Source organism: Streptomyces sediminimaris (assembly GCF_047049295.1).
Classification (GTDB): domain Bacteria; phylum Actinomycetota; class Actinomycetes; order Streptomycetales; family Streptomycetaceae; genus Streptomyces; species Streptomyces sediminimaris.
Window position 1 is genome coordinate 5,166,940 of record NZ_JBJWOT010000001.1, and the last position, 19,372, is coordinate 5,186,311.

Annotated in this window: 16 protein-coding genes; 9 read left to right on the forward strand and 7 right to left on the reverse strand. The window is 72.3% G+C overall.

Annotation, left to right across the window (positions count from 1 at the left end; translation table 11 throughout):
- Positions 1-119 precede the first annotated feature (119 nt).
- Positions 120-1,733 carry a succinic semialdehyde dehydrogenase gene (locus ACJ9NR_RS24180; RefSeq protein WP_412493008.1) on the forward strand — a complete coding sequence of 538 codons (1,614 nt, stop codon included), beginning with the start codon at positions 120-122 and terminating at the stop codon, positions 1,731-1,733.
- Positions 1,734-1,746: 13 nt separating this feature from the next.
- A complete protein-coding gene (locus tag ACJ9NR_RS24185; protein WP_412493009.1) occupies positions 1,747-3,537 on the forward strand; it encodes a GMC family oxidoreductase N-terminal domain-containing protein in 1,791 nt (596 codons plus the stop codon).
- Between the two features lie 130 nt (positions 3,538-3,667).
- On the opposite strand, the gene ACJ9NR_RS24190 is transcribed toward ACJ9NR_RS24185, so the two are convergent.
- Complete coding sequence (locus tag ACJ9NR_RS24190) at positions 3,668-4,843, reverse strand: LAETG motif-containing sortase-dependent surface protein (protein WP_412493010.1); 1,176 nt, start codon at positions 4,841-4,843, stop codon at positions 3,668-3,670.
- Positions 4,844-5,205: 362 nt separating this feature from the next.
- Between ACJ9NR_RS24190 and ACJ9NR_RS24195 the strand changes: the two genes are divergently transcribed.
- A complete protein-coding gene (locus ACJ9NR_RS24195) occupies positions 5,206-6,420 on the forward strand; it encodes a hypothetical protein (RefSeq protein ID WP_412493011.1) in 1,215 nt (404 codons plus the stop codon).
- 585 nt (positions 6,421-7,005) lie between these two features.
- Here ACJ9NR_RS24195 and ACJ9NR_RS24200 read toward each other — a convergent pair.
- Complete coding sequence (locus ACJ9NR_RS24200; RefSeq protein ID WP_412493012.1) at positions 7,006-7,398, reverse strand: chorismate mutase; 393 nt, start codon at positions 7,396-7,398, stop codon at positions 7,006-7,008.
- A 318-nt stretch (positions 7,399-7,716) separates the two neighbouring features.
- On the opposite strand from ACJ9NR_RS24200, the gene guaA reads away from it, so the two are divergent.
- Complete coding sequence (gene guaA / locus ACJ9NR_RS24205) at positions 7,717-9,297, forward strand: glutamine-hydrolyzing GMP synthase (protein WP_412493013.1); 1,581 nt, start codon at positions 7,717-7,719, stop codon at positions 9,295-9,297.
- Between the two features lie 27 nt (positions 9,298-9,324).
- Here guaA and ACJ9NR_RS24210 read toward each other — a convergent pair whose 3' ends face one another.
- On the reverse strand, positions 9,325-9,798 hold the full coding sequence (locus ACJ9NR_RS24210; protein WP_412493014.1) for a pyridoxamine 5'-phosphate oxidase family protein: 474 nt from the start codon (positions 9,796-9,798) through the stop codon (positions 9,325-9,327).
- Positions 9,799-9,950: 152 nt separating this feature from the next.
- Here ACJ9NR_RS24210 and ACJ9NR_RS24215 point away from each other — a divergent pair, with 152 nt between their 5' ends.
- On the forward strand, positions 9,951-10,760 hold the full coding sequence (locus ACJ9NR_RS24215; RefSeq protein ID WP_412493015.1) for a class II aldolase/adducin family protein: 810 nt from the start codon (positions 9,951-9,953) through the stop codon (positions 10,758-10,760).
- 18 nt (positions 10,761-10,778) lie between these two features.
- Here the strand turns inward: ACJ9NR_RS24215 and ACJ9NR_RS24220 are convergent, their stop codons facing one another.
- On the reverse strand, positions 10,779-11,657 hold the full coding sequence (locus tag ACJ9NR_RS24220; RefSeq protein WP_412493016.1) for a DUF4429 domain-containing protein: 879 nt from the start codon (positions 11,655-11,657) through the stop codon (positions 10,779-10,781).
- Between the two features lie 183 nt (positions 11,658-11,840).
- Between ACJ9NR_RS24220 and ACJ9NR_RS24225 the strand changes: the two genes are divergently transcribed.
- Complete coding sequence (locus tag ACJ9NR_RS24225) at positions 11,841-13,124, forward strand: hypothetical protein (RefSeq protein WP_412493017.1); 1,284 nt, start codon at positions 11,841-11,843, stop codon at positions 13,122-13,124.
- A gap of 332 nt (positions 13,125-13,456) precedes the next feature.
- Positions 13,457-13,987 carry a DoxX family protein gene (locus ACJ9NR_RS24230; protein WP_412493018.1) on the forward strand — a complete coding sequence of 177 codons (531 nt, stop codon included), beginning with the start codon at positions 13,457-13,459 and terminating at the stop codon, positions 13,985-13,987.
- A 130-nt stretch (positions 13,988-14,117) separates the two neighbouring features.
- Here the strand turns inward: ACJ9NR_RS24230 and ACJ9NR_RS24235 are convergent, their stop codons facing one another.
- Both ACJ9NR_RS24235 and ACJ9NR_RS24240 read right to left on the reverse strand, forming a co-directional pair.
- On the reverse strand, positions 14,118-14,390 hold the full coding sequence (locus ACJ9NR_RS24235; protein ID WP_412493019.1) for a hypothetical protein: 273 nt from the start codon (positions 14,388-14,390) through the stop codon (positions 14,118-14,120).
- Positions 14,377-15,867 (reverse strand): PspC domain-containing protein, encoded by a 1,491-nt coding sequence (locus ACJ9NR_RS24240; RefSeq protein WP_412493020.1) that lies wholly within the window; start codon positions 15,865-15,867, stop codon positions 14,377-14,379. Before ACJ9NR_RS24240 ends, ACJ9NR_RS24235 begins: the two co-directional genes overlap by 14 nt.
- Before the next feature lie 179 nt (positions 15,868-16,046).
- On the opposite strand from ACJ9NR_RS24240, the gene ACJ9NR_RS24245 reads away from it, so the two are divergent.
- Positions 16,047-17,336 (forward strand): ATP-binding protein, encoded by a 1,290-nt coding sequence (locus ACJ9NR_RS24245; protein ID WP_412493021.1) that lies wholly within the window; start codon positions 16,047-16,049, stop codon positions 17,334-17,336.
- Positions 17,336-18,082, forward strand: a complete 747-nt coding sequence (locus ACJ9NR_RS24250; RefSeq protein ID WP_412493022.1) for a LuxR C-terminal-related transcriptional regulator — start codon at positions 17,336-17,338, stop codon at positions 18,080-18,082. Before ACJ9NR_RS24245 ends, ACJ9NR_RS24250 begins: the two co-directional genes overlap by 1 nt.
- Before the next feature lie 43 nt (positions 18,083-18,125).
- Here ACJ9NR_RS24250 and ACJ9NR_RS24255 read toward each other — a convergent pair whose 3' ends face one another.
- Positions 18,126-19,202 carry a C40 family peptidase gene (locus ACJ9NR_RS24255; RefSeq protein WP_412493023.1) on the reverse strand — a complete coding sequence of 359 codons (1,077 nt, stop codon included), beginning with the start codon at positions 19,200-19,202 and terminating at the stop codon, positions 18,126-18,128.
- Positions 19,203-19,372 lie beyond the last annotated feature (170 nt).

Sequence of the window (19,372 nt, forward strand, 5' to 3'; positions counted from 1 at the left end):
CCGCACAAGCGCTGATCAGCGCATTCGTTGCCAGTGAGCACTGGCGTCGTGTGAGCAGTCGGTGAAGCCGCGTTACCGACGGGTACCCAAAGCCTGCCCACCGGCATACCCTGCGCCTCATGACGGACGCGCAAGCCCCGGCCAAGACCGGCACGAATCCTCTCGCCCCCGCTCCGGAGGGCGCCCGTACGGCTGCCGACGTGGTGACGCCCGAGCTGGTCGCCCAGCTGACCAGGGGCGTGGTCGGCTCCGGCCGTACCGCCAACCACACGCCGTTCACCGGCGAGAAGCTCGCCGATCTGCCCCAGTCCACGCCCGAGGACGTGGCCAAGGCCTTCGCGGCGGCCCGAGCGGCGCAGGCGGTGTGGGCGCAGACGCCGGTCCGGCAGCGCGCGGCCGTCCTGCTCCGCTTCCACGACCTGGTGCTCGCCCGCCAGGCCGAGGTGCTGGACCTGATCCAGCTGGAGACCGGCAAGGCCCGCCTGCACGCCCACGAGGAGGTCCAGGCCGTCGCCGTGGCCTCCCGCCACTACGGCCGCCGGGCTCCCGCGTACCTGAGGCCGAAGCGGCACACGGGCGCGATCCCGACGCTGACGAAGGTCACCGAGCTGCGCCACCCGCGCGGCGTCATCGGCCAGATCGCCCCCTGGAACTACCCCCTGGAGCTGTCGGTCGGCGACGCGCTCCCGGCGTTCGTGGCGGGCAACGCGGTGGTGATGAAGCCCGACGCGGAGACCTGCCTCACCGCCCTGTGGGCCCGTGACCTGCTGATCGAGGCCGGTCTGCCCGCGGACGTCTTCCAGGTCGTCCTCGGCGACGGCCCCGTCGTCGGCCCCGAGGTCGTCCGGCACGCCGACTACGTCTCCTTCACCGGCTCCACCCGCACCGGCCGCGAGGTGGCCCAGGGCGCCGCCGCCCGTCTCGTCGGCGTCTCCCTCGAACTCGGCGGCAAGAACGCCATGCTGGTGCTGGAGGACGCCGACATCGAGAAGGCGGCCGCGGGCGCCATCCGTGCCTGCTTCTCCTCGGCCGGCCAGCTCTGCATCTCCATCGAGCGGCTGTACGTCCACGAGTCGATCGCCGACGCCTTCCTGGAGCGCTTCGCCGCCCGCACCAAGGGCATGCGCCTCGGCAAGTCCCTCGCCTACGGCGCCGACATGGGCTCGCTGGTGGGGGAGCGGCAGCTGCAGACGGTCACCCGGCACGTCGAGGAGGCCGTCGCCAAGGGCGCGAAGCTCGTCGCCGGCGGCGTGCCCCGTCCGGACATCGGCCCGTACTTCTTCGAGCCGACCATCCTGGACGGCGTGACCGAGCCGATGGCGGTGTGCACCGAGGAGACCTTCGGGCCGGTCGTCTCGATCTACCGCTTCCGGACCGACGACGAGGCGGTCGAGCACGCCAACTCCACGCCCTACGGCCTGAACTCCTCGGTGTGGACGAAGGACGGCAGCCGTGGCCGCGCGGTCGCCGCCCGGCTGCGCACGGGCACCGTGAACGTCAACGAGGGCTACGCCCCCGCCTACGGCAGCGTCCAGTCCCCGATGGGCGGCATGAAGGACTCCGGTCTCGGCCGCCGCCACGGCTCCGAGGGCATCCTCAAGTACACGGAGGCCCAGACGGTGGCCCAGCAGCGCCTGCTGCCGATGGCTCCGGCGCTGGGGATGGACGACGAGAAGTACGCCCAGTTCATGAGCCGGAGCCTGCGGCTGATGAAGGCGTTCCGGTTCCGGTAGGAGGAGAGAGCGCGTGAGCAATGACGCCTACGACTACGACGTGATCGTCGTCGGGTCCGGCTTCGGCGGTTCGGTCACGGCCCTGCGCCTCACCGAGAAGGGTTACCGGGTGGGGGTGCTGGAGGCGGGCCGCCGCTTCACCCGCGAGTCCCTGCCCAAGAACTCCTGGGACCTGAAGAACTACCTCTGGGCGCCGAGGCTCGGCATGTTCGGCATCCAGCGCATCCACCTGCTCGGCAACGTCATGGTGCTGGCCGGCGCGGGCGTCGGCGGCGGCTCCCTGAACTACGCCAACACCCTCTACGTACCGCCGAAGCAGTTCTTCGACGACCCGCAGTGGCGGGACATCACGGACTGGCAGGAGGAGCTGAAGCCGTACTACGACCAGGCGCGGCGCATGCTCGGCGTGCGGCTGAACCCGACGATGACCCCGTCCGACGTCCACCTGAAGGCGGCCGCCGAGCGCATGGGCGTCGGCGACACCTTCCACATGGCGCCGGTCGGCGTCTTCTTCGGCGACGGCGAGGACGCTGGGGGCAAGGCGAAGGCCGCGCCCGGGCAGCAGGTGGACGACCCCTACTTCGGCGGCGCGGGCCCGGCCCGCAACGCCTGCACCGAGTGCGGCGAGTGCATGACCGGCTGCCGCCACGGCGCGAAGAACACCCTCAACGAGAACTACCTCTACCTCGCCGAGAAGGCGGGCGCGGTCGTGCACCCGATGACCACCGTCGTGTCCGTCACGGACGACTCGCAGGGCGGCTACGCCGTCGCGACCCTCCCCACCGACAACAGGAAGAAGTCCGCGGGCCGCACCTTCAGGGCCCGCCGGGTGGTGCTGGCGGCCGGCACCTACGGCACCCAGACCCTGCTGCACCGGATGAAGGCGGGCGGTCAGCTCCCGTACCTCTCGGACCGGCTGGGCGAGCTGACCCGTACCAACTCCGAGGCGCTGGTCGGCGCGCAGACGAACGACCGCCGTTACCGCAGGGCGACGGGCGAGCCGAAGGTCGACTTCACCCGCGGCGTCGCCATCACCTCGTCCATCCACCCGGACGAGAACACCCACATCGAGCCGGTCCGCTACGGCAAGGGCTCCAACTCCATGGGCGGCCTGTCCATCCTCCAGGTGCCGTACGCGGAGGGCTCGTCCAGGGTGCTGGCCTGGCTGCGCAACGCGGCCCGCCACCCGATGCTGGTCCTGCGCTCCCTCTCCAACTACCGCTGGTCGGAGCGGACCATCATCGGCCTGGTGATGCAGTCCCTGGACAACTCCCTGACGACGTACCTGAAGCCGGACGGCATGGGCAAGGGCCTGCTCACCGCGCGCCAGGGCCACGGAGCCCCCAACCCCAAGCAGATCAAGGCCGCTTCGGAGAGCGCCTCGGTCATCGCGGCCGACATCAACGGCTTCGCGGGCTCCAACGTCGGCGAGCTGATGGGCACCCCGCTCACCGCCCACTTCCTCGGCGGCTGCCCCATCGGCGCCTCGCGCGAGACCGGCGTGATCGACCCGTACCACCGCCTCTACGGCCACCCCGGCATCTCGGTGGTCGACGGCGCCGCGGTCTCGGCCAACCTCGGTGTGAACCCCTCCCTCACCATCACCGCCCAGGCCGAGCGCGCGATGTCGTACTGGCCCAACAAGGGCGAGGCGGACCAGCGTCCGGAGCAGGGAGCGGCGTACGAACGCCTGAAGCCGGTGGAGCCGCTGGCTCCCGCGGTCCCGGCGGACGCCTTCGGCGCGCTGAAGCTGCCGTTCCTGGGGATGCCGGCGGTGCCGCCGAAGAAGGGCGCCGGTCGCTGAGCCGGTCTCATACAACACCGAAGGGCCCGCGCTCCCCTCCTGGTGCGGGCCCTTCTGATGAGGCGGAGGCGGCGTGCACCGCCCCCGCCTGCTGCGTACGACGCGCTGACGCGCTCTACGAGTGCGCGCCCTACGCGGCGGCGTTCGACCCGGCGCCCCTACGGCGACGCACGACGAACAGCGCACCGGCACCGGCGACGACGGCGACACCACCGGTGAGACCGATGACGGGCAGCATGGAACTGGAGCCGGTCTCGGCGAGGCTGCCGGTGACCGGAAGCTGCTCCGAGCCGCCCTGGGGCTCCATGTTGGTCTTGGGCTTCGTGGTCGGCTTGTCACCGCTGGGCTTGGCGTCGCCGACACCGCTCGGCTTGCTGCCGGCCTTGAGAACGGTGAACTGGTAGGTGTCACCGTTTCCGTTGCAGTCCGTGCCCTTGCCCGCGTAGACGGCGCTGCTCATGGCGAAGGACGAGCCTGCGGGAGCCTTGGCGCCGACCCGCACCCGCAGGTCCATGTCGACCTTGGCGCCCTTGTCGACCGCGTCGATGATGCCGATGAAGGTGCCGGTGGCGACGACGGTGTCCTTCGTGCCCCCGTCCGTGTAACTGTCCTGGTACGAGTCGGTCCACTTGCCGGTCTTGGGGTCCTTGAACTGGATCTGGGCGAGGTCCCACGCCAGCGAGTCGTTCATGTTCACACCGTCGGCGTACTCGGTGTACGTGTCGACCCAGACGTTCTTGAGGTCGACGTCCGAGTTGTTCTTCACCGAGAAGGTGAAGTTGTGCCATCCGGAGCCCGCGACGATCTTGCTCGGCAGGCCGTTGACCTTGACCTCGAGATTGTCGTCCAGGTTGTACTTGTCGCAGGCGTCGGGAGTCCACTCGTCCGGAGCGGTCGACGTCGGTGACGGAGCGGAGCCGGACGGGGTGTTCTTGCCGTCCGGAGTCGTCGTGTCTTCGCCGGTCTTGGCGTTCTGGTCGTCGGCGGACGAGGTGGTGTCGTCGGCGGAGGCGGAGCTCTTGCCGTCCGGAGTCGTCGCGTCCTTCGCGGTGTCGGTGTTCTGGCCGTCCGTGGACGACGTGGTGCTGTCGCCCGACGTGCTGCTCTGGTCGCCCGTGGACGAGCTGGTTCCGTCGCCGGTGGTGGAGCTCTGGCCGGTCGTCGTCGAGGTGCCGTCCGTCTCGGCCGAGGCGGTCGCGGACGCGCCCGGGGACTCCGTCGCGAACGCGGCCGGAGCCGACAGCAGGGCGATCGGGGCTATGGCGGCCGTCGCGGCCGCAGCGGCCATGGCACGGCGAAGCTTCATGAAGACCTCAAGAAGTCGGAGGTGCTGCGGCGCGCCGCAGCACGTGCTCAGGGAGGCCTCCGCGTGTGGGGCGCGGGAGTGGCCCTTGATTCGCGAAGTTGGATCAGTGACGGCTGTGAATGGTTGTCTCCGTCTTCACCGTTTTCTTATGTGATACACACCACACGATGGGTCGTCCGCGTCCTGCGTCGTCCCCTGGCAGCGTCCCCCCGCATCACCCCCGACCTGCCCTGACATACGCTCAGCCCCCATCAGCCGCCCGACGGAGACAGGAAGCGCACAGCATCGTGGCCGACAAGCCGTCAGAAGAGGCCAGACCCGGACCCGGACCGGAACCCATATCCGCATCCGGACCAAAACCCATGTCCGACGACGTCTGGCAGAAGTTCGTCGAGGACACCGAACGTGACATCTCCACGTCCTCGGCGCCGAAGGAGCCGTCCGCCCGCGCCCGCATGGTGACCGAGCGGTTGCGGAGGATGGACGAGGAAGCCGCCCGCCGGGAGGCGAAGGGCGGCAAAGGCGCCAAGAAGGGTAAGACCGGCAAGGAACGTGCAGGGCGGGGCGACCGCGGCGACCGGGCCGCCGCCGGCCAGGCCTGGCAGCCCGAGGGCTGGCGTACCGGCCCCGCCTGGCGGGAGATGGACGGGCGGGCCGCACGCCGGCGCCGGCTGTGGGGCCTCCTCGGCATTCCCGTCGCCGCCGCTCTCGCCGTCGTGGCCGTCAGGCCCTCCCTGATCCCCGGTGATCCCTTCAGGGCCGGCAAGGCGGCGCAGGACGCGGCGGCGTCGCCGCTGCCCCCGGAGACCGCGCGCCCCACCGCCGCGCCCTCTGCCGCGGCGCTGGCGACGCCCACGCTCGACCGGCCGTTCGCCGGGTCCCCCGCCGCGCGGTGGGCCGACGGCGCGGCCGGGATCGTGCTGCCGGAGGCGGCCCCGGTCGGCTCGCTCACCAAGTCCCAGGTGGCCCAGGCGCTGCAGCGGACCAAGGACCTGCTCGTCGGCGCGAACCTCGACCGCGGGACGCTGCTCGGCGGCCGTCCCGGCGCCGCGCTCGCCGTTCTCGACCCCCGGCAGCCCGGGATGCTCGGCGACGTGAAGGGCTGGCTGCGCACGCCGGACAAGCGGCACGACCCGACCTGGCTCTTCAGCCGGTTCGACCCGCACGAGGTGCGGCTCGTCGGAGACGTCGTCAAGACCCGCGGCCGTATGACGTTCAAGGCGGGGAAGCACGCCTCCGTCGTCGTCCACGCCGACTACACCTTCGTCTACCCGCTCGCCCCGGCCGACAAGGGCTCGAGCGAGGTGACCCGCACCATCGTGCGCAGGGTCCTGGACACGGAGATGTCCGACCCCAGGAAGTACCGGGTCACGCCCGGCAAACTGGCGATCGTCAAGTACGACCAGGACATCGGCAACTCCGCCTGCGACGTGTACGACGGCTTCCTGCACCCGCAGTTCAGCTCCTCGGAGCCGACCGGCGCGCCTGCGACCGGCCCGACCACGGATCCGTACGACCGCAGCAAGGATCTCGACGCGCACCGTGCGGAGGGCTGCGGGACGGTGTCCCGGGTCTGAGGGCCCCCACGGGTCCTGCCTCGTCGCTCCCGGGCCCGGGCATGCGAGGGGCCCCGCGGGCCTGGCCCGCGGGGCCCCTCGCTCGTCAGCACCGACGTCAGGGCAGCGCCGGTGCCTGGGAGCGGCGCCGGGGGGTTGCGCCGCTTGTCTCGTGTGCCCTCGGCCGTCGCCGCGGCGCGGGTGGGGCGCCTGGGTGGCCTCGACCTCTGGCGGTACGGAAGTGCAACGGAAGTGCGAGCAATGCGGTTGTCTGCGGCGGGACTTGGGCTTTCTACGCATCGTGCTGGATGGACGGGGGCTACGCAACCGTTTCACCCAGGGTTGTGCATTTTTGCATTTTCCGCCGGTCGGCCCCGGGCGTCCCCGGAGCCGACCGTTTACTTGGGTGACCGGGCTGCTGTCCCCTGCCGTCCGGCCACATCCCTGGAGCGAGGTCCCACGACGTACGGCACGACCCGTGCGTCTCATCGCTCCAGCAAGCCACGCGTGGTTCTTTCGGGCCCGCCCCTGGCTGGCGCGGACACCTCCACAACGAGGCGGTTCGCGGTGCGGTCACGCGCCGTACGGGTGAGAGAGATCCCGAACTCAGATGCGACCGCGGCACAGTTCGAGGAGCGTCATGGCGAGCGCCGTGCCCGGCCTGCCGAGGGCCTCGCTGTAGTGGCCGAGGACCTCCATCTCGCGGGAGAGGTTCACGCGCCGCCCGCCGGAGGCGATGCGCGCCTCCTGGATGACCGCGGAGACGGCCATCCGTTCCTGGACCAGGCCGATGATCCGGTCGTCGAGCGCGTCGACGCGCTCACGGGCGCCGGTGATCACGCCGGCGGCCTCGGCGGTCCGGGCGCCGGTCTTCTCCGCCGCGGTCTTCCCGGCCGTGGTCTGCCTGTCAGTGGTCCGCCTGTCAGTGGCCTGCCTGTCAGTGGTCTGCCTGTCAGTGGTCTTCCCGGCCGTGGTCTTCTCGTTCGCGATGGCGGTCATGTCGGGGGCTCCTCGGAGGTTCGGAGGTCGGTGCCCCGGAGCGGCGGGATCCGGTGAAACGCCAGGCGCCCCGGACCTTGTCGGCCCGGGGCGCCTGGGAAGTCGCTCGTCAGTTGCTCAAGCGGCACGACCATGGCAGCCGGTGGGCCGGTCGCCATAGGTAAAGAGGAAGGTCGCCTGCGTGAGCATGGGGCCAGTATGCACGGGGAGGGGGCCCCGTCCAAGCCGCGTCCGCGATCCGGGCGGGCAGGTGGCCCACGGCCACCCCGGTAGAATCGGCAACCACAAGACCCCCGCCCCACCGCCGGAAGGCACCCCGTGTCATCAGCGACCCCCGCTGCCGCCGCCCCCGACACCGTCCTGGTGGTCGACTTCGGCGCGCAGTACGCCCAGCTCATCGCCCGTCGCGTCCGCGAGGCCCGGGTCTACAGCGAGATCGTGCCGAGCACCATGCCGGTCGCCGAGATGCTCGCGAGGAACCCGGCGGCGATCATCCTCTCCGGCGGCCCCTCGTCGGTGTACGAGGAGGGCGCGCCCGGCCTCGACCGCGCGATCTTCGAGGCCGGCGTCCCCGTGTTCGGCATGTGCTACGGCTTCCAGCTGATGGCGCGCTCCCTCGGCGGCACGGTCGACAACACCGGCGCCCGTGAGTACGGCCGTACCGATCTGCACGTGTCGAAGGCGTCCTCCACCCTCTTCGAGGGCACCCCGGCCGAGCAGCACGTGTGGATGTCGCACGGCGACGCCTGCTCCGCCGCCCCGGAGGGCTTCACCGTCACCGCCTCCACCGAGGTCGTCCCGGTCGCCGCCTTCGAGAACGACGAGAAGAAGCTCTACGGCGTCCAGTACCACCCCGAGGTCATGCACTCCACGCACGGCCAGCAGGTGCTGGAGCACTTCCTGTACCGGGGCGCCGGCCTGAGCCCCGACTGGACCACGGGCAACGTCATCGAGGAGCAGGTCGCCGCGATCCGCGAGCAGGTCGGCGACCGGCGGGCCATCTGCGGCCTGTCCGGCGGCGTCGACTCCGCCGTGGCCGCCGCCCTGGTCCAGAAGGCCATCGGCTCCCAGCTGACCTGCGTGTACGTCGACCACGGCCTGATGCGCAAGGGCGAGACCGAGCAGGTCGAGAAGGACTTCGTGGCGGCGACCGGCGTGCAGCTGAAGGTCGTGGACGCCGAGGAGCGCTTCCTGACCGCGCTCAAGGGTGTCTCGGACCCGGAGGAGAAGCGGAAGATCATCGGCCGCGAGTTCATCCGCGTCTTCGAGCAGGCGCAGGCGGAGATCATCGCGGACGAGGGCCCCGAGGTCGCCTTCCTGGTGCAGGGCACGCTCTACCCGGACGTCGTCGAGTCCGGCGGCGGCACCGGCACCGCGAACATCAAGTCCCACCACAACGTGGGCGGCCTGCCCGAGGACCTCGAGTTCCAGCTGATCGAGCCGCTGCGCAAGCTCTTCAAGGACGAGGTCCGGATGGTCGGCCAGGAGCTCGGCCTGCCGGAGGAGATCGTCCAGCGCCAGCCGTTCCCGGGTCCGGGCCTCGGCATCCGCATCGTCGGCGAGGTCACCAAGGACCGCCTGGACCTGCTGCGTGAGGCCGACGCGATCGCCCGCGAGGAGCTGACCGCGGCCGGCCTCGACCGGGACATCTGGCAGTGCCCGGTGGTCCTGCTCGCGGACGTCCGCAGCGTCGGCGTCCAGGGCGACGGCCGCACCTACGGCCACCCGATCGTGCTGCGCCCGGTCTCCAGCGAGGACGCCATGACGGCCGACTGGTCGCGGCTGCCGTACGACGTCCTCGCGCGGATCTCGACACGGATCACCAACGAGGTCGCCGAGGTCAACCGGGTCGTCCTGGACGTGACGTCGAAGCCGCCGGGCACCATCGAGTGGGAGTAGCCCCCGTCGGGCAGGGCCTGGGCGGGCCTAGGTCCGTCTGAGCGTGCGCACCGGCTCTCCGGGCTTCCAGACCTGGACGACGAGATACCTGTCGTCCTCGACGTAGGTCCGTACGACCTCCGTCAGCTCGGTGCGGAAGAGGTGGAACGGCTCCGGCGGTTCCACCTCTTCCGCGTACGCGCCCTTGGCGGCCGGGTCCCCGACCTCGACCGCGCGCCCGCCGATCCGGATGTCGCCGGGCCCCGGATCCTTCCCGGGGCCGGGGTTCGACTGGAGCGCGAACCGCGGGTCGCGGCGCAGGTCCAGCGCCTTGAGCGAGTCCGGCATCATGCCGAGCCACAGCTCGCCGTCGAGGAATCGGACCTCGAGCCCGCTGGTGCGCGGCGAGCCGTCCCGCCGGAGGGTGGCGAGCACATGGTGGGTGAAGGTGCCGAAACGCTTCTCGGCGATCCGTGCCAGTTCGGGTTCCGCGGCGGTGAAGGCCGCCCAGTTCCATACCATGCGCAGAGCCTCGCGCCGAAACCGGACACCTTCTGTCGGGTATCCCCTGCCGGGTACCGGCCGCGCGCGTCATCTTTACAGAACAGCTCTGTTCTCCTTCGCTGACCGGCGGTAACTTCCGCCCCGTAAGGCAATCCAGTCCTGGAGGACACATGCACGACACCCCCGGGGCCGGGCCCACTCCGCCCCCCGCCCTGCCGACCGACCGGCTCCAGTTCGCGATGCCGCCCATGCACGACTCGGTCGACGACGAGCGCCGCCACCGCAAGGAGCGGCTCGCGGGCGCGCTGCGGATCTTCGGGCGGCTCGGCTTCGAGGACGGCGTATCGGGGCACATCACGGCGCGCGACCCCGAGTACAGCGACTGCTTCTGGGTCAACCCGTTCGGGATGCCCTTCAAGCACGTCACCGTGAGCGACCTGGTGCTCGCCAACTCCGGCGGGCAGGTGATCGAGGGCCGCTACCACGTGAACCAGGCCGCCTTCACCGTCCACGCCCAGGTCCACGCGGCCCGCCCCGACGTCGTCGCCGTGGCCCACTGCCACTCCGTGCACGGCCGGGCCATGGCCGCGCTGGGCGACCTGCTCGACCCGATCACCCAGGAGAGCTGCGCCTTCTACGAGGACCACGCCCTCTACGACGCCTACACCGGCGTCGCCGTCGACGCCGAGGAGGGCCGCCGTATCGCCGCCGCGCTCGGCACCCGCAAGGCGCTGGTGCTGCGCAACCACGGGCTGCTCACGGTCGGCGACTCGGTGGACGCGGCGGCCTGGTGGTTCGTGTCCATGGAGCGCTCCGCCCAGGTGCAGCTGAGCGCCAAGGCCGCCGGGCGCCCGGTCCTCATCGACCACCGGGCGGCGGTGGCGACCCGGGAACAGCTCGGCGGCGACCTGGTCGCGTGGATCAACTACCAGCCCCTGTGGCAGGACGTCAGCCGCAGCGAGCCGGATCTGCTGAGCTGACCGTCCCGTCCAGGGGTTTCAGAAACCCCGCAGCACCGCCGCCTTGGTCATCGCGAACTCCTCGTCCGTGAGCACCCCGTCCCGGTGCAGCTCGCCCAGCTCCCGCAGCCGCCGCAGCAGTACGTCGTGGTGGTCGGCCGGGGGCGCCACGGCCGCCTGCTGCCGCCGGTCCACCAGCTCGCCGCCGCGGGTGGACGGGTGCGGCAGCCGCGCGGTGACCGCGGTGGCCACGAGCGCGGTGAGCAGGTCGCGGCGGGCGCTGCCCCACAGGTCCAGGGCGTAGGGGTCCTTCTCCGGCGGCAGCTTCGAGAACGCGGTCTCGCGCGTCACGAAGCGCAGGAAACCGTCCTCGTAGCCGGAGTTGGGCAGCCACTCGACCTGCACCAGATCGGCCACGGAGATGATCCGCGGCCCGGTCGCCCGCTTGACCCGGTCGGAGGTGTCGGCCCAGTCGATGCGCACCTGGTTGCCGTCGAAGGAGACGGTGCCGTCGGAGGAGCGGACGGAGACCGGGACGGGCGGCCCGGGCAGCAGATACGCCTTGGTCGGCTCCTTGGGGATCTGGTCCAGCATCAGCGCCCGGCGGATCTCCTCGGCCACGTACTCGGCGACCCCGGCCCGGTCCACGTCCACCACCAGCCGGTACGGATCGGCCGGATCCGGCAGCCGCCCGCCCGTCGCCTGGAGCAGCGGGTCCGCGCCCTCGCGCAGCCGTATCCGCAGCCGTCCGCGTTTGCGCTCGGGCTCGAAGACCACGCCCGCGACGGCTTCCAGGGGCACGGCGACCTCCCCGTACGTCTGCCGGAACAGGGGCACGGAGCGGTGGAGACCCGGCGTGATCCTGACCGTGGTGCCGTCGAAGGCCCAGGTTCCGTCCCGCTGGATGATCTCGGCCATAGGGAAATTCTCGCAGCCGGGTCAACACGGCGGCCCCCGCTTCACCCGCCACGACCGGACCTGCCGGGCGTGCGGGGGGCGGCGTAGGGCACAATTCGCTGTCATCACACGGGAGTTGCCGGGGCGCGGCCGACGGCCGGAAGGGCGCCGGCGGCAGGGCTGCGGGGAAGGCGGGCGTCGGGCGTGGCGGTGCAGGAGGCGAGAGGCGGCGCGGACGCGCCGGGGGGCGGCCACGGGGGCGGCTGCACCTGCGGGGACTGTCCGCACGGGGCACGTACGGGCCACCGGCGCGCGGTCGCCGAGTTCCTGCTGCTGCGGGACGGGTACGCGGCCGGACAGGGGCTGCCCGCCGCGGTGGCCCATTCGGCCTCGGCCTCCCGCCAGTGGGTCTCCGAGGAACTGCGCCAGTCCGCCGAACGCGTCGCCGAACGCGGCCGCGCCGAGGGCGAGGCGTGGCTCGCTCGCCTGTGGCGGTGGACCGTGTGCACGGTGTGGGCCCTGGTGGTGGCGTTGCTGCTGGTACAGACGCTGACCGCGATCGGCGCCGGGTGGACGCCGGCCCGCACGGCGGGCCTGCTGGCGGCCCTCGTCACGGGAGGCGCGCTGACCGCCGCTTCCTGGTTCCACCGCGCCCGCGGCGGCGTCCTGGCGCCCGTCATCGGTGAGGACAACCGCCTGTCCACCTCCCGCGCGGTGGCCGCGGTCTGGGTCCTGTTCGTCGGCTACGCCGTGCTCGTCCTCGCGGGGCGCCTCGCCGCCGCGTCCGACCACGCGGAACGCGACGCGCTGATCTCCGGCCTCGACCTCGCCCGCGGCGCCGGAATCGTCACCGTCCTCGCCGTGGTCTGCGGCGTCGCCGTGCTGGTGCGGCGCGTCGTCGGCCTGCGGGTCCTCGGACAGCGGCTGCAGAAGGTACGGGCGGACCGGCCCCGGGCCGCCGACCTGCTCACCGACGACGCGGGCCGCGGCACCTTCGCCGACATCCAGTACGTCGTGATCAGCGCCGTCGCCGCCCTGTTCGCCGCGGTGCGGCTGGCCCGCCGCCCGGACCAGCTGCCGGACCTTCCCTGGGGCCTGGCGGTGCTGGTGCTGGTGTCCGCGGCGACCTACGTGGCCGGCAAGTACGCCGAGGGCGGCCGTCCGGTGATCCTCTCCGTGGTGCGCGCCCGCGAGGCCGGCGACCTCGACGCCCCCATCCGCACGGGCGACGACATCGAGATCCGCGGCGCGGGCTTCGTGCCCCCGGGCTCGCAGGGCGCGGACCGGCTCACGCGCATGGTGGTCCGCATCGGCGCGGTCAACGTGCATGTTCCCCTGGTCCCCGTCCCCGGCGGTTTCAGCAACCCGACGGACGCCGTCCTGACCGTCCCCGTACCGGTGGACGTGGAACCGGGGAGGGTCGAGGTGCAAGTGGTGACCGCCGCCGGGGTAGAGACCAACCAGTACGCGATCGACGTGACGGACTGAGCGACGGACCGGACCGATGCGGACCGGCGGGATGGACCGATGCGATGGACCGGCGGGTGGGCCGATGCGGCGGACCGGCGGGATGGACCGATGCGGCGGACCGGCGGGATGGACCGATGCGGCGCGGACTGTTGAGGCGGACTGTCGTGACGGACCGATGCGACGGAATGTCGTGGCGGATTGTCGTAACGGACCGATGGGACGAGCCGAGACCCCGGTGACGGCCGCCGGGCACGCCGCCGGAAATCTGCACGACCGGATTGAGCGCACCGTCCCTTACGTACGTATCGTCTTCTGAGGGGTCCCGGCACTGCGGGCGAGAGGCGACAGCGATGACTCACGGCATGCGCACGGACACGCACACCCCCTATCTCGACGGCGACCGGAACTGGCGCGACTCCGCCACCCGCTACGCCCTCCTTCCACTCCGCGTCTTCCTCGGCGTCACCTTCATCTACGCCGGGCTGGACAAACTCACCAACAGCGACTTCCTCAAGGCCTCCGGCAGCGGCTCCATCGGCGACATGATGCGCCAGGTCCGCGACTCCTCCGCCATCCCCGCGATGGTGGACATGGCCCTGAAGAACCCAGTGGGCTTCGGTTACGCCATCGCCCTCGGTGAACTGGCCGTCGGCATCGGCACCCTGATCGGCCTCTTCGCCCGCCTTGCCGCGCTCGGCGGCGCGCTGATCTCCCTCAGCCTCTGGCTCACGGTGAGCTGGGCCTCCGACCCGTACTACTACGGCAACGACCTCGCCTACCTGATGGCCTGGCTCCCCCTCGTCCTCGCCGGCGCCTCCGTGTTCTCCCTCGACGCGGCACTCCACGCGCGGCGCAGGCAGCGGTTGGGAGGCTACCGGTAGCTGCCCGGAGCGGCTGCCGCGGCAGCAGCGGCTACTGCCCGGCGGGAACGCCGGGCGGTATGCGTTGCCGCCGTCCCGTCCCGGCGGGTCCCGTTGCGTTGCCGCCGCCTCGTCTCGCCTTGCCGCCGCCTCATCGCGACGCGTCCAGCGGGGCCTGCGCCGGGTCCGCCCGGTCCGCCGGGGCTGCCGGGTCCGTGCGTCCGGTGCGGCCCCGCCGCCGGCGTACGGTCCGGCCGACCACTCCCACGGCCCCGGCGAGGCAGAGCCCGCCCACGACCATCGGTATCACCGCGAACCACGGTGTCTCCCACAGCCCGCCCGCGTCCCCGGCGTAGACGAGGCCCGCCACGGCGAGGAAGAAACCGGCGACCAGCCTTCCCGGCTGGAACTCATGACGCAGCACGGCTCACCTCCGCCTGTCCGACGCCGACCCGGAGATCGAGGTCCAGCGTGCCGGTGTTCCCGCCGCCCGGCGGCAGGGTCACCTCTTTGTGCTTGCCCGGTTCGACGTCCACGTCCTTCTGCCCGTCGCCCGGCAGCTGGATGTCGCCCACGCCCACGTCGATGCTCAGCCTCACCGCCGTGTCCTTCGGCACGACCACCTTCAGCCGGCCCGCGCCGACCTCGGCGTTCGTGCTCACCGTCTGCCCCTTCGCCACCCGCAGCCGGCTCAGGTCCAGGGTGCCCACGCCGCTGCCGAGCTGGTACTTCGGCCGCAGGTCCGCGACCGCGGCCGGCTGCCATGTCGTACGTATCCAGTGGGTGTTGATGTCCTTGGGCAGCGCGGCCGACGCCGCGAGCAGGGCCGCCGTGACGACGGCCAGGAAGACGGAACCGGCCCCCGTGCGCCCCAGGAACGCGCTGAGCGCGATGCCCAGGCCGAACACGATCAGCGCGGCGGCGAGGCCGGCCTGCAGGCTGGTGCCCAGCGCATGGTCCTTCCACGTCAGCCCGGTGCCGAGGCCGCCCGCGAGCAGGGCGAGCAGGAAGAGCCAGCCGCCGATCCAGCGGGGGCCGCGCGGCTTCGGCGCCGGTGCCCGCGCGGTCCGCAGGCCGGCGCGGTCGGTCCAGGAGGTGCCGCGGCTGATGTTCACCGCGGCGGCGATGTCCCGGTCGCGGGAGTCACGTGGACCCCAGAGGTAGCCTGTGCCGCCGTCGTGCGTCCCGTCCTTGACGATGGGGTCGCGCCACCACGAGGGGTAGGCGGCGGGCACCGGCGGCGCCTGCGCCTCCGGTGGGGCGTCGGCGGCGGCCTGGGCGGCCAGCGGATCGGGGTCGGGGGTCCCGCGCTGCCGCGACCAGTACCCAGCGCCCGCGAGGAGCAGGGAGAGGACGACGGCGAAGGCCAGCACCCCGCCGTTCCTCAGCATGGTGAGGAAGACCCCGCAGCCGACCAGCGCGAACAGCACCGCGGTCAGTGCCTGGCCGTCGACGCGGCCGGTCAGCAGCTTGCGTACCTCGTTCTCCTCCTCGTCCTCGTACGGCACGAGGAGCCAGGCGAAGCCGTAGAAGATCAGGCCGATTCCGCCGGCCGCGGAGAGCACCACGAGGGTGATCCGGAAGATCACCGGGTCCATGTCGCACTGCCGCCCGAGCCCGGCGCACACCCCGGCGAGCGTCTTGTACCGCCGGTCGCGGCGGAGCCTGCCGGGGCCCTGGACGGTCTCCGCCCGCTGACCCTCCTCTTCCTGCGCGCCCGCACGCCCGTGCGCGCGCGAGCCGGCGCCGGGGTCCGCACCTCCGGGGCCCGCACCCCCACCGGAGCCCGCCCCGGCCGCGGCAGCCGCGGCCGGGGCGGCGGCCTGCGGCCCGGCACCCGCGGCGGGGCGCGGGCCGGAGCCGGGTCCCGGACCCGTCGCGGCGCGCTCGTGATCTGTCATGAGTCCATGGTGACGGCCGAGCGGCTCCGGCGGGAGTCGGAACGACCCTGGCCGGACCCTGATATCACCCCTGAACCGGCGCCGGGGAAACGTTCGACGGAGCGGGCGTCCGAAGATCAGGGGAGTATCGGGGGGCGACCCTGATGCCCGTGTCCTCGGGCCGTGTGAGTATCGGTGGCATGCCGGAAGCCGCCGCAGCGCCACTCGTCGAACCGCGGCCGCCGCGCAAGCTCTACCGCAGCAGCGACGGACGCTGGCTGGGTGGTGTGGCGCGGGGGCTCGCCGGACATCTCGGGCTGCCCGTCATCTGGGTGCGGCTCGTGTTCGTCGGCCTGTTCATGGCGGACGGCCTCGGCGCGCTGCTGTACGCCGCGTTCTGGTTCTTCGTGCCGCTCGGCGTGGGCGGCGTGGGCGATCAGAGGCCCCCGTCGCTGGTCACCACCGAGACCTCGGCGGACGGCCGCCGCAGACTCGTCGCCCGCAGGCCGGACCGGGGCCAGATCGTGGCCCTGCTCCTCATGGTCGCCGTGGCCCTGGTCTTCGTGAGCAACGTCAATCTGAGCGGCGGCGCCAAGATCTACCTCTGGCCCGCCGTCCTGGTCGGCGCGGGCGTCGCGCTCGTCTGGCGCCAGGCGGACAACGCCCGCCGGGCCCGCTGGGTCGAGGTCGGCAGCAGGCGGCGCACGCTCACCCTGCTGCGCGCGGCAGGCGGTGTCCTCCTCGTCACCGCGGGCGTCTCCGGCATCTTCGTGCTGCAGGGATCCGCCGCTCATCTCGGCTCCGTCCTCCAGGCGGCCCTCGCGGTCCTCGTCGGGATATCGCTGCTGGCGGGCCCGTACCTCGTGCGTATGACCCAGGACCTCTCCGAGGAGCGCCTGATGCGCATCCGCGCGCAGGAGCGCGCCGAGGTCGCCGCGCACGTCCACGACTCGGTGCTGCACACCCTGACCCTGATCCAGCGCAACGCGGAGAACGCCGGCGAGGTGCGCCGCCTCGCCCGCGCCCAGGAGCGCGATCTGCGCACCTGGCTCTACAAGCCCGAGGGCACCGGCAAGGACGAGGCCGACGAACCCACCACGCTCGCCGACGCGGTGCGGCGCAGCGCCGCGGAGGTGGAGGACAAGCACGGGGTCCCCATAGAGGTCGTGATAGTCGGCGACTGCCCGCTCGACGAGAAAATCGGCCCGCAGATGCAGGCCGCACGCGAGGCAATGGTGAACGCCGCCAAGTACGGTGGCGAGGGCGGCGCCGTGCAGGTCTACGCAGAGGTCGAGGGGAGGACGGTCTTCGTGTCGGTCCGGGACCGTGGCCCCGGCTTCGATCTGGACTCGATACCCGCCGACCGCATGGGCGTCAGAGAATCGATCATCGGCCGCATGGAGCGCAACGGCGGCACGGCGCGGCTGCGCGCGGTGCCCGACGGCGGCACGGAGGTCGAGCTGGAGATGGAGAGGGCGGAGAAGACGTGATGAGCGACCCGACCGAGACGAACGGTACGACGGGCGGGGCCGAGGGCGCCGAGCCCGCGGAGCCGTCCGCCGGCGGCGCGGGCGAGCGCCGCGTGCGCGTGGTGCTCGTCGACGACCACCGCATGTTCCGTACCGGTGTACAGGCCGAGATCGGCCAGACAGCGCAGACCGGCGTGGAGGTCGTCGGCGAGGCGGCCGACGTCGACCAGGCGGTCACGGTCATCACCGCGACCCGCCCCGAGGTGGTCCTGCTCGACGTCCACCTGCCGGGTGGCGGCGGCGTCGAAGTCCTGCGCCGCTGCGCGGCGTTGATGGCCGACACCGAGCAGCCCGTGCGCTTCCTCGCCCTGTCCGTGTCGGACGCGGCGGAGGACGTGATCGGCGTGATCCGGGGCGGCGCGCGCGGCTACGTCACCAAGACCATCACCGGCACGGACCTCGTCGCCTCCGTCTTCCGCGTGCAGGAGGGCGACGCCGTCTTCTCCCCGCGGCTGGCGGGCTTCGTCCTGGACGCGTTCGCCTCCACCGACGCCCCGCCGGTCGACGAGGACCTGGACCGCCTCACCCAGCGCGAGCGCGAGGTGCTGCGCCTGATCGCCCGGGGGTACGCGTACAAGGAGATCGCCAAGCAGCTCTTCATCTCCGTGAAGACGGTCGAGTCCCATGTGTCGGCGGTCCTGCGGAAGCTGCAGCTGTCCAACCGGCACGAGCTGACGCGGTGGGCGACGGCGCGGAGGCTGGTCTGACACGCCGGACTCGGGCCCCGGGGCCCGAGTCTCGGGACCTGGGTCATACCACCCGCGTCGCCCCCGCGAACGGCATCTCGTCGATCGGTGCCAGCCGCACCGGTGCCGACGGGTTCGGGGCGTGGATCATCTGGCCGTTGCCGACATAGATGCCGACGTGGCTGATGCCGGAGTAGAAGAAGACCAGGTCACCCGGGGCAAGTTCGGAGCGGGAGACACGGCGGCCGGCGTCGATCTGCGAGTAGGTGGTGCGCGGGAGGGAGACCCCTGCGGAGTGGTAGGCGGCCTGGACGAGCCCTGAGCAGTCGAAGGCGTCCGGTCCGGTCGCGCCCCATACGTACGGGCTGCCGAGCTTGGAATAGGCGTAGGCGACGGCGGCCGCGGCACGGGAGTCGGGCGCTTCGGCCGTCGCGGAGCCGGGGGCCCGCAGGCCGGCGCGCGGGGCCGAGCCGGAGCGTGACGCGCGCTCCGGGCCGCCCGGGTCCGCGCCGAGGCCGAGCCGTGCGCGCTCCGAGGCCGGCAGCCGGGCCAGCAGCCGCCGCGCCGCGTCCAGCTTCCCGGCGATGGTCGTCTTGGCCCGCCTCAGTTCCGCCTGCCGCGCTTTCAGGCCGGTCAGCTCGACGCGGGCGGCCCCGCGCAGCTGCTCGATCTCCCGCAGCTGCCGGCGTACGCCCGCGACGGCCGCCGCCTGCCGGGTGCCCGCCCGGTCGGCGAACTCGGCGCCCTCGAGATAGCGGTCGGGGTCGTCGGACAGCGCGAGTTGCAGCGCCGGGTCGAGGCCGCCGTCGCGGTACTGCGCGGCGGCCATCGAGCCCAGCGCGTCCCGCGCCGAGTTCAGCTTGTCCGTCCTGCGCGCGGCCTCGTCCCGCAGGGTGGTGAGCCGGTGCTCGGCGGCGTCCGCCTTCTCCTTCGCGCCGTCGTACTTCTCGGTGGCGACCTCCGCCTCCTGATACAGCTTCTCCACCTCCGCCTTGACCTGCGCCGGCGTCGGGTCGGGCTCCGCGTGTCCGGTGCCTTCGAAGCCGGTCGCGGTCGCCGCGCCCGCCAGGGCGATGGTGAAGGCGGTGCGGGCCGTGCTGCCGCCGAGTGAACGCCGACCGGTCTTGCGGTGCGCTGCCACCTGGACTGCACATCCTTTCGTACGGCCGCCTCGTCCCCCGGCGGCTGGATACGCGTCCGGTGACGGCCCGCACAGGGGGGAGCGCGCCGCCACCGGACCTCTCGGCGGTGGTGTCCGACTGCCGTCCCTGGCCCGGACGGTGGTGGGGAGCCGGTCACCTGGGGCAGGAC

Bases quoted from the DNA above. Each gene is read 5' to 3' on its own strand.
- ACJ9NR_RS24195 (WP_412493011.1), top strand. From the start codon at position 5,206: ATGTCCGACGACGTCTGGCAGAAGTTCGTCGAGGACACCGAACGTGAC.
- ACJ9NR_RS24200 (WP_412493012.1), bottom strand. From the start codon at position 7,398: ATGACCGCCATCGCGAACGAGAAGACCACGGCCGGGAAGACCACTGAC.
- ACJ9NR_RS24215 (WP_412493015.1), top strand. From the start codon at position 9,951: ATGCACGACACCCCCGGGGCCGGGCCCACTCCGCCCCCCGCCCTGCCG.
- ACJ9NR_RS24190 (WP_412493010.1), bottom strand. From the start codon at position 4,843: ATGAAGCTTCGCCGTGCCATGGCCGCTGCGGCCGCGACGGCCGCCATA.
- ACJ9NR_RS24245 (WP_412493021.1), top strand. From the start codon at position 16,047: ATGCCGGAAGCCGCCGCAGCGCCACTCGTCGAACCGCGGCCGCCGCGC.
- ACJ9NR_RS24180 (WP_412493008.1), top strand. From the start codon at position 120: ATGACGGACGCGCAAGCCCCGGCCAAGACCGGCACGAATCCTCTCGCC.
- ACJ9NR_RS24220 (WP_412493016.1), bottom strand. From the start codon at position 11,657: ATGGCCGAGATCATCCAGCGGGACGGAACCTGGGCCTTCGACGGCACC.
- ACJ9NR_RS24250 (WP_412493022.1), top strand. From the start codon at position 17,336: ATGAGCGACCCGACCGAGACGAACGGTACGACGGGCGGGGCCGAGGGC.
- ACJ9NR_RS24210 (WP_412493014.1), bottom strand. From the start codon at position 9,798: ATGGTATGGAACTGGGCGGCCTTCACCGCCGCGGAACCCGAACTGGCA.
- ACJ9NR_RS24240 (WP_412493020.1), bottom strand. From the start codon at position 15,867: ATGACAGATCACGAGCGCGCCGCGACGGGTCCGGGACCCGGCTCCGGC.
- ACJ9NR_RS24230 (WP_412493018.1), top strand. From the start codon at position 13,457: ATGACTCACGGCATGCGCACGGACACGCACACCCCCTATCTCGACGGC.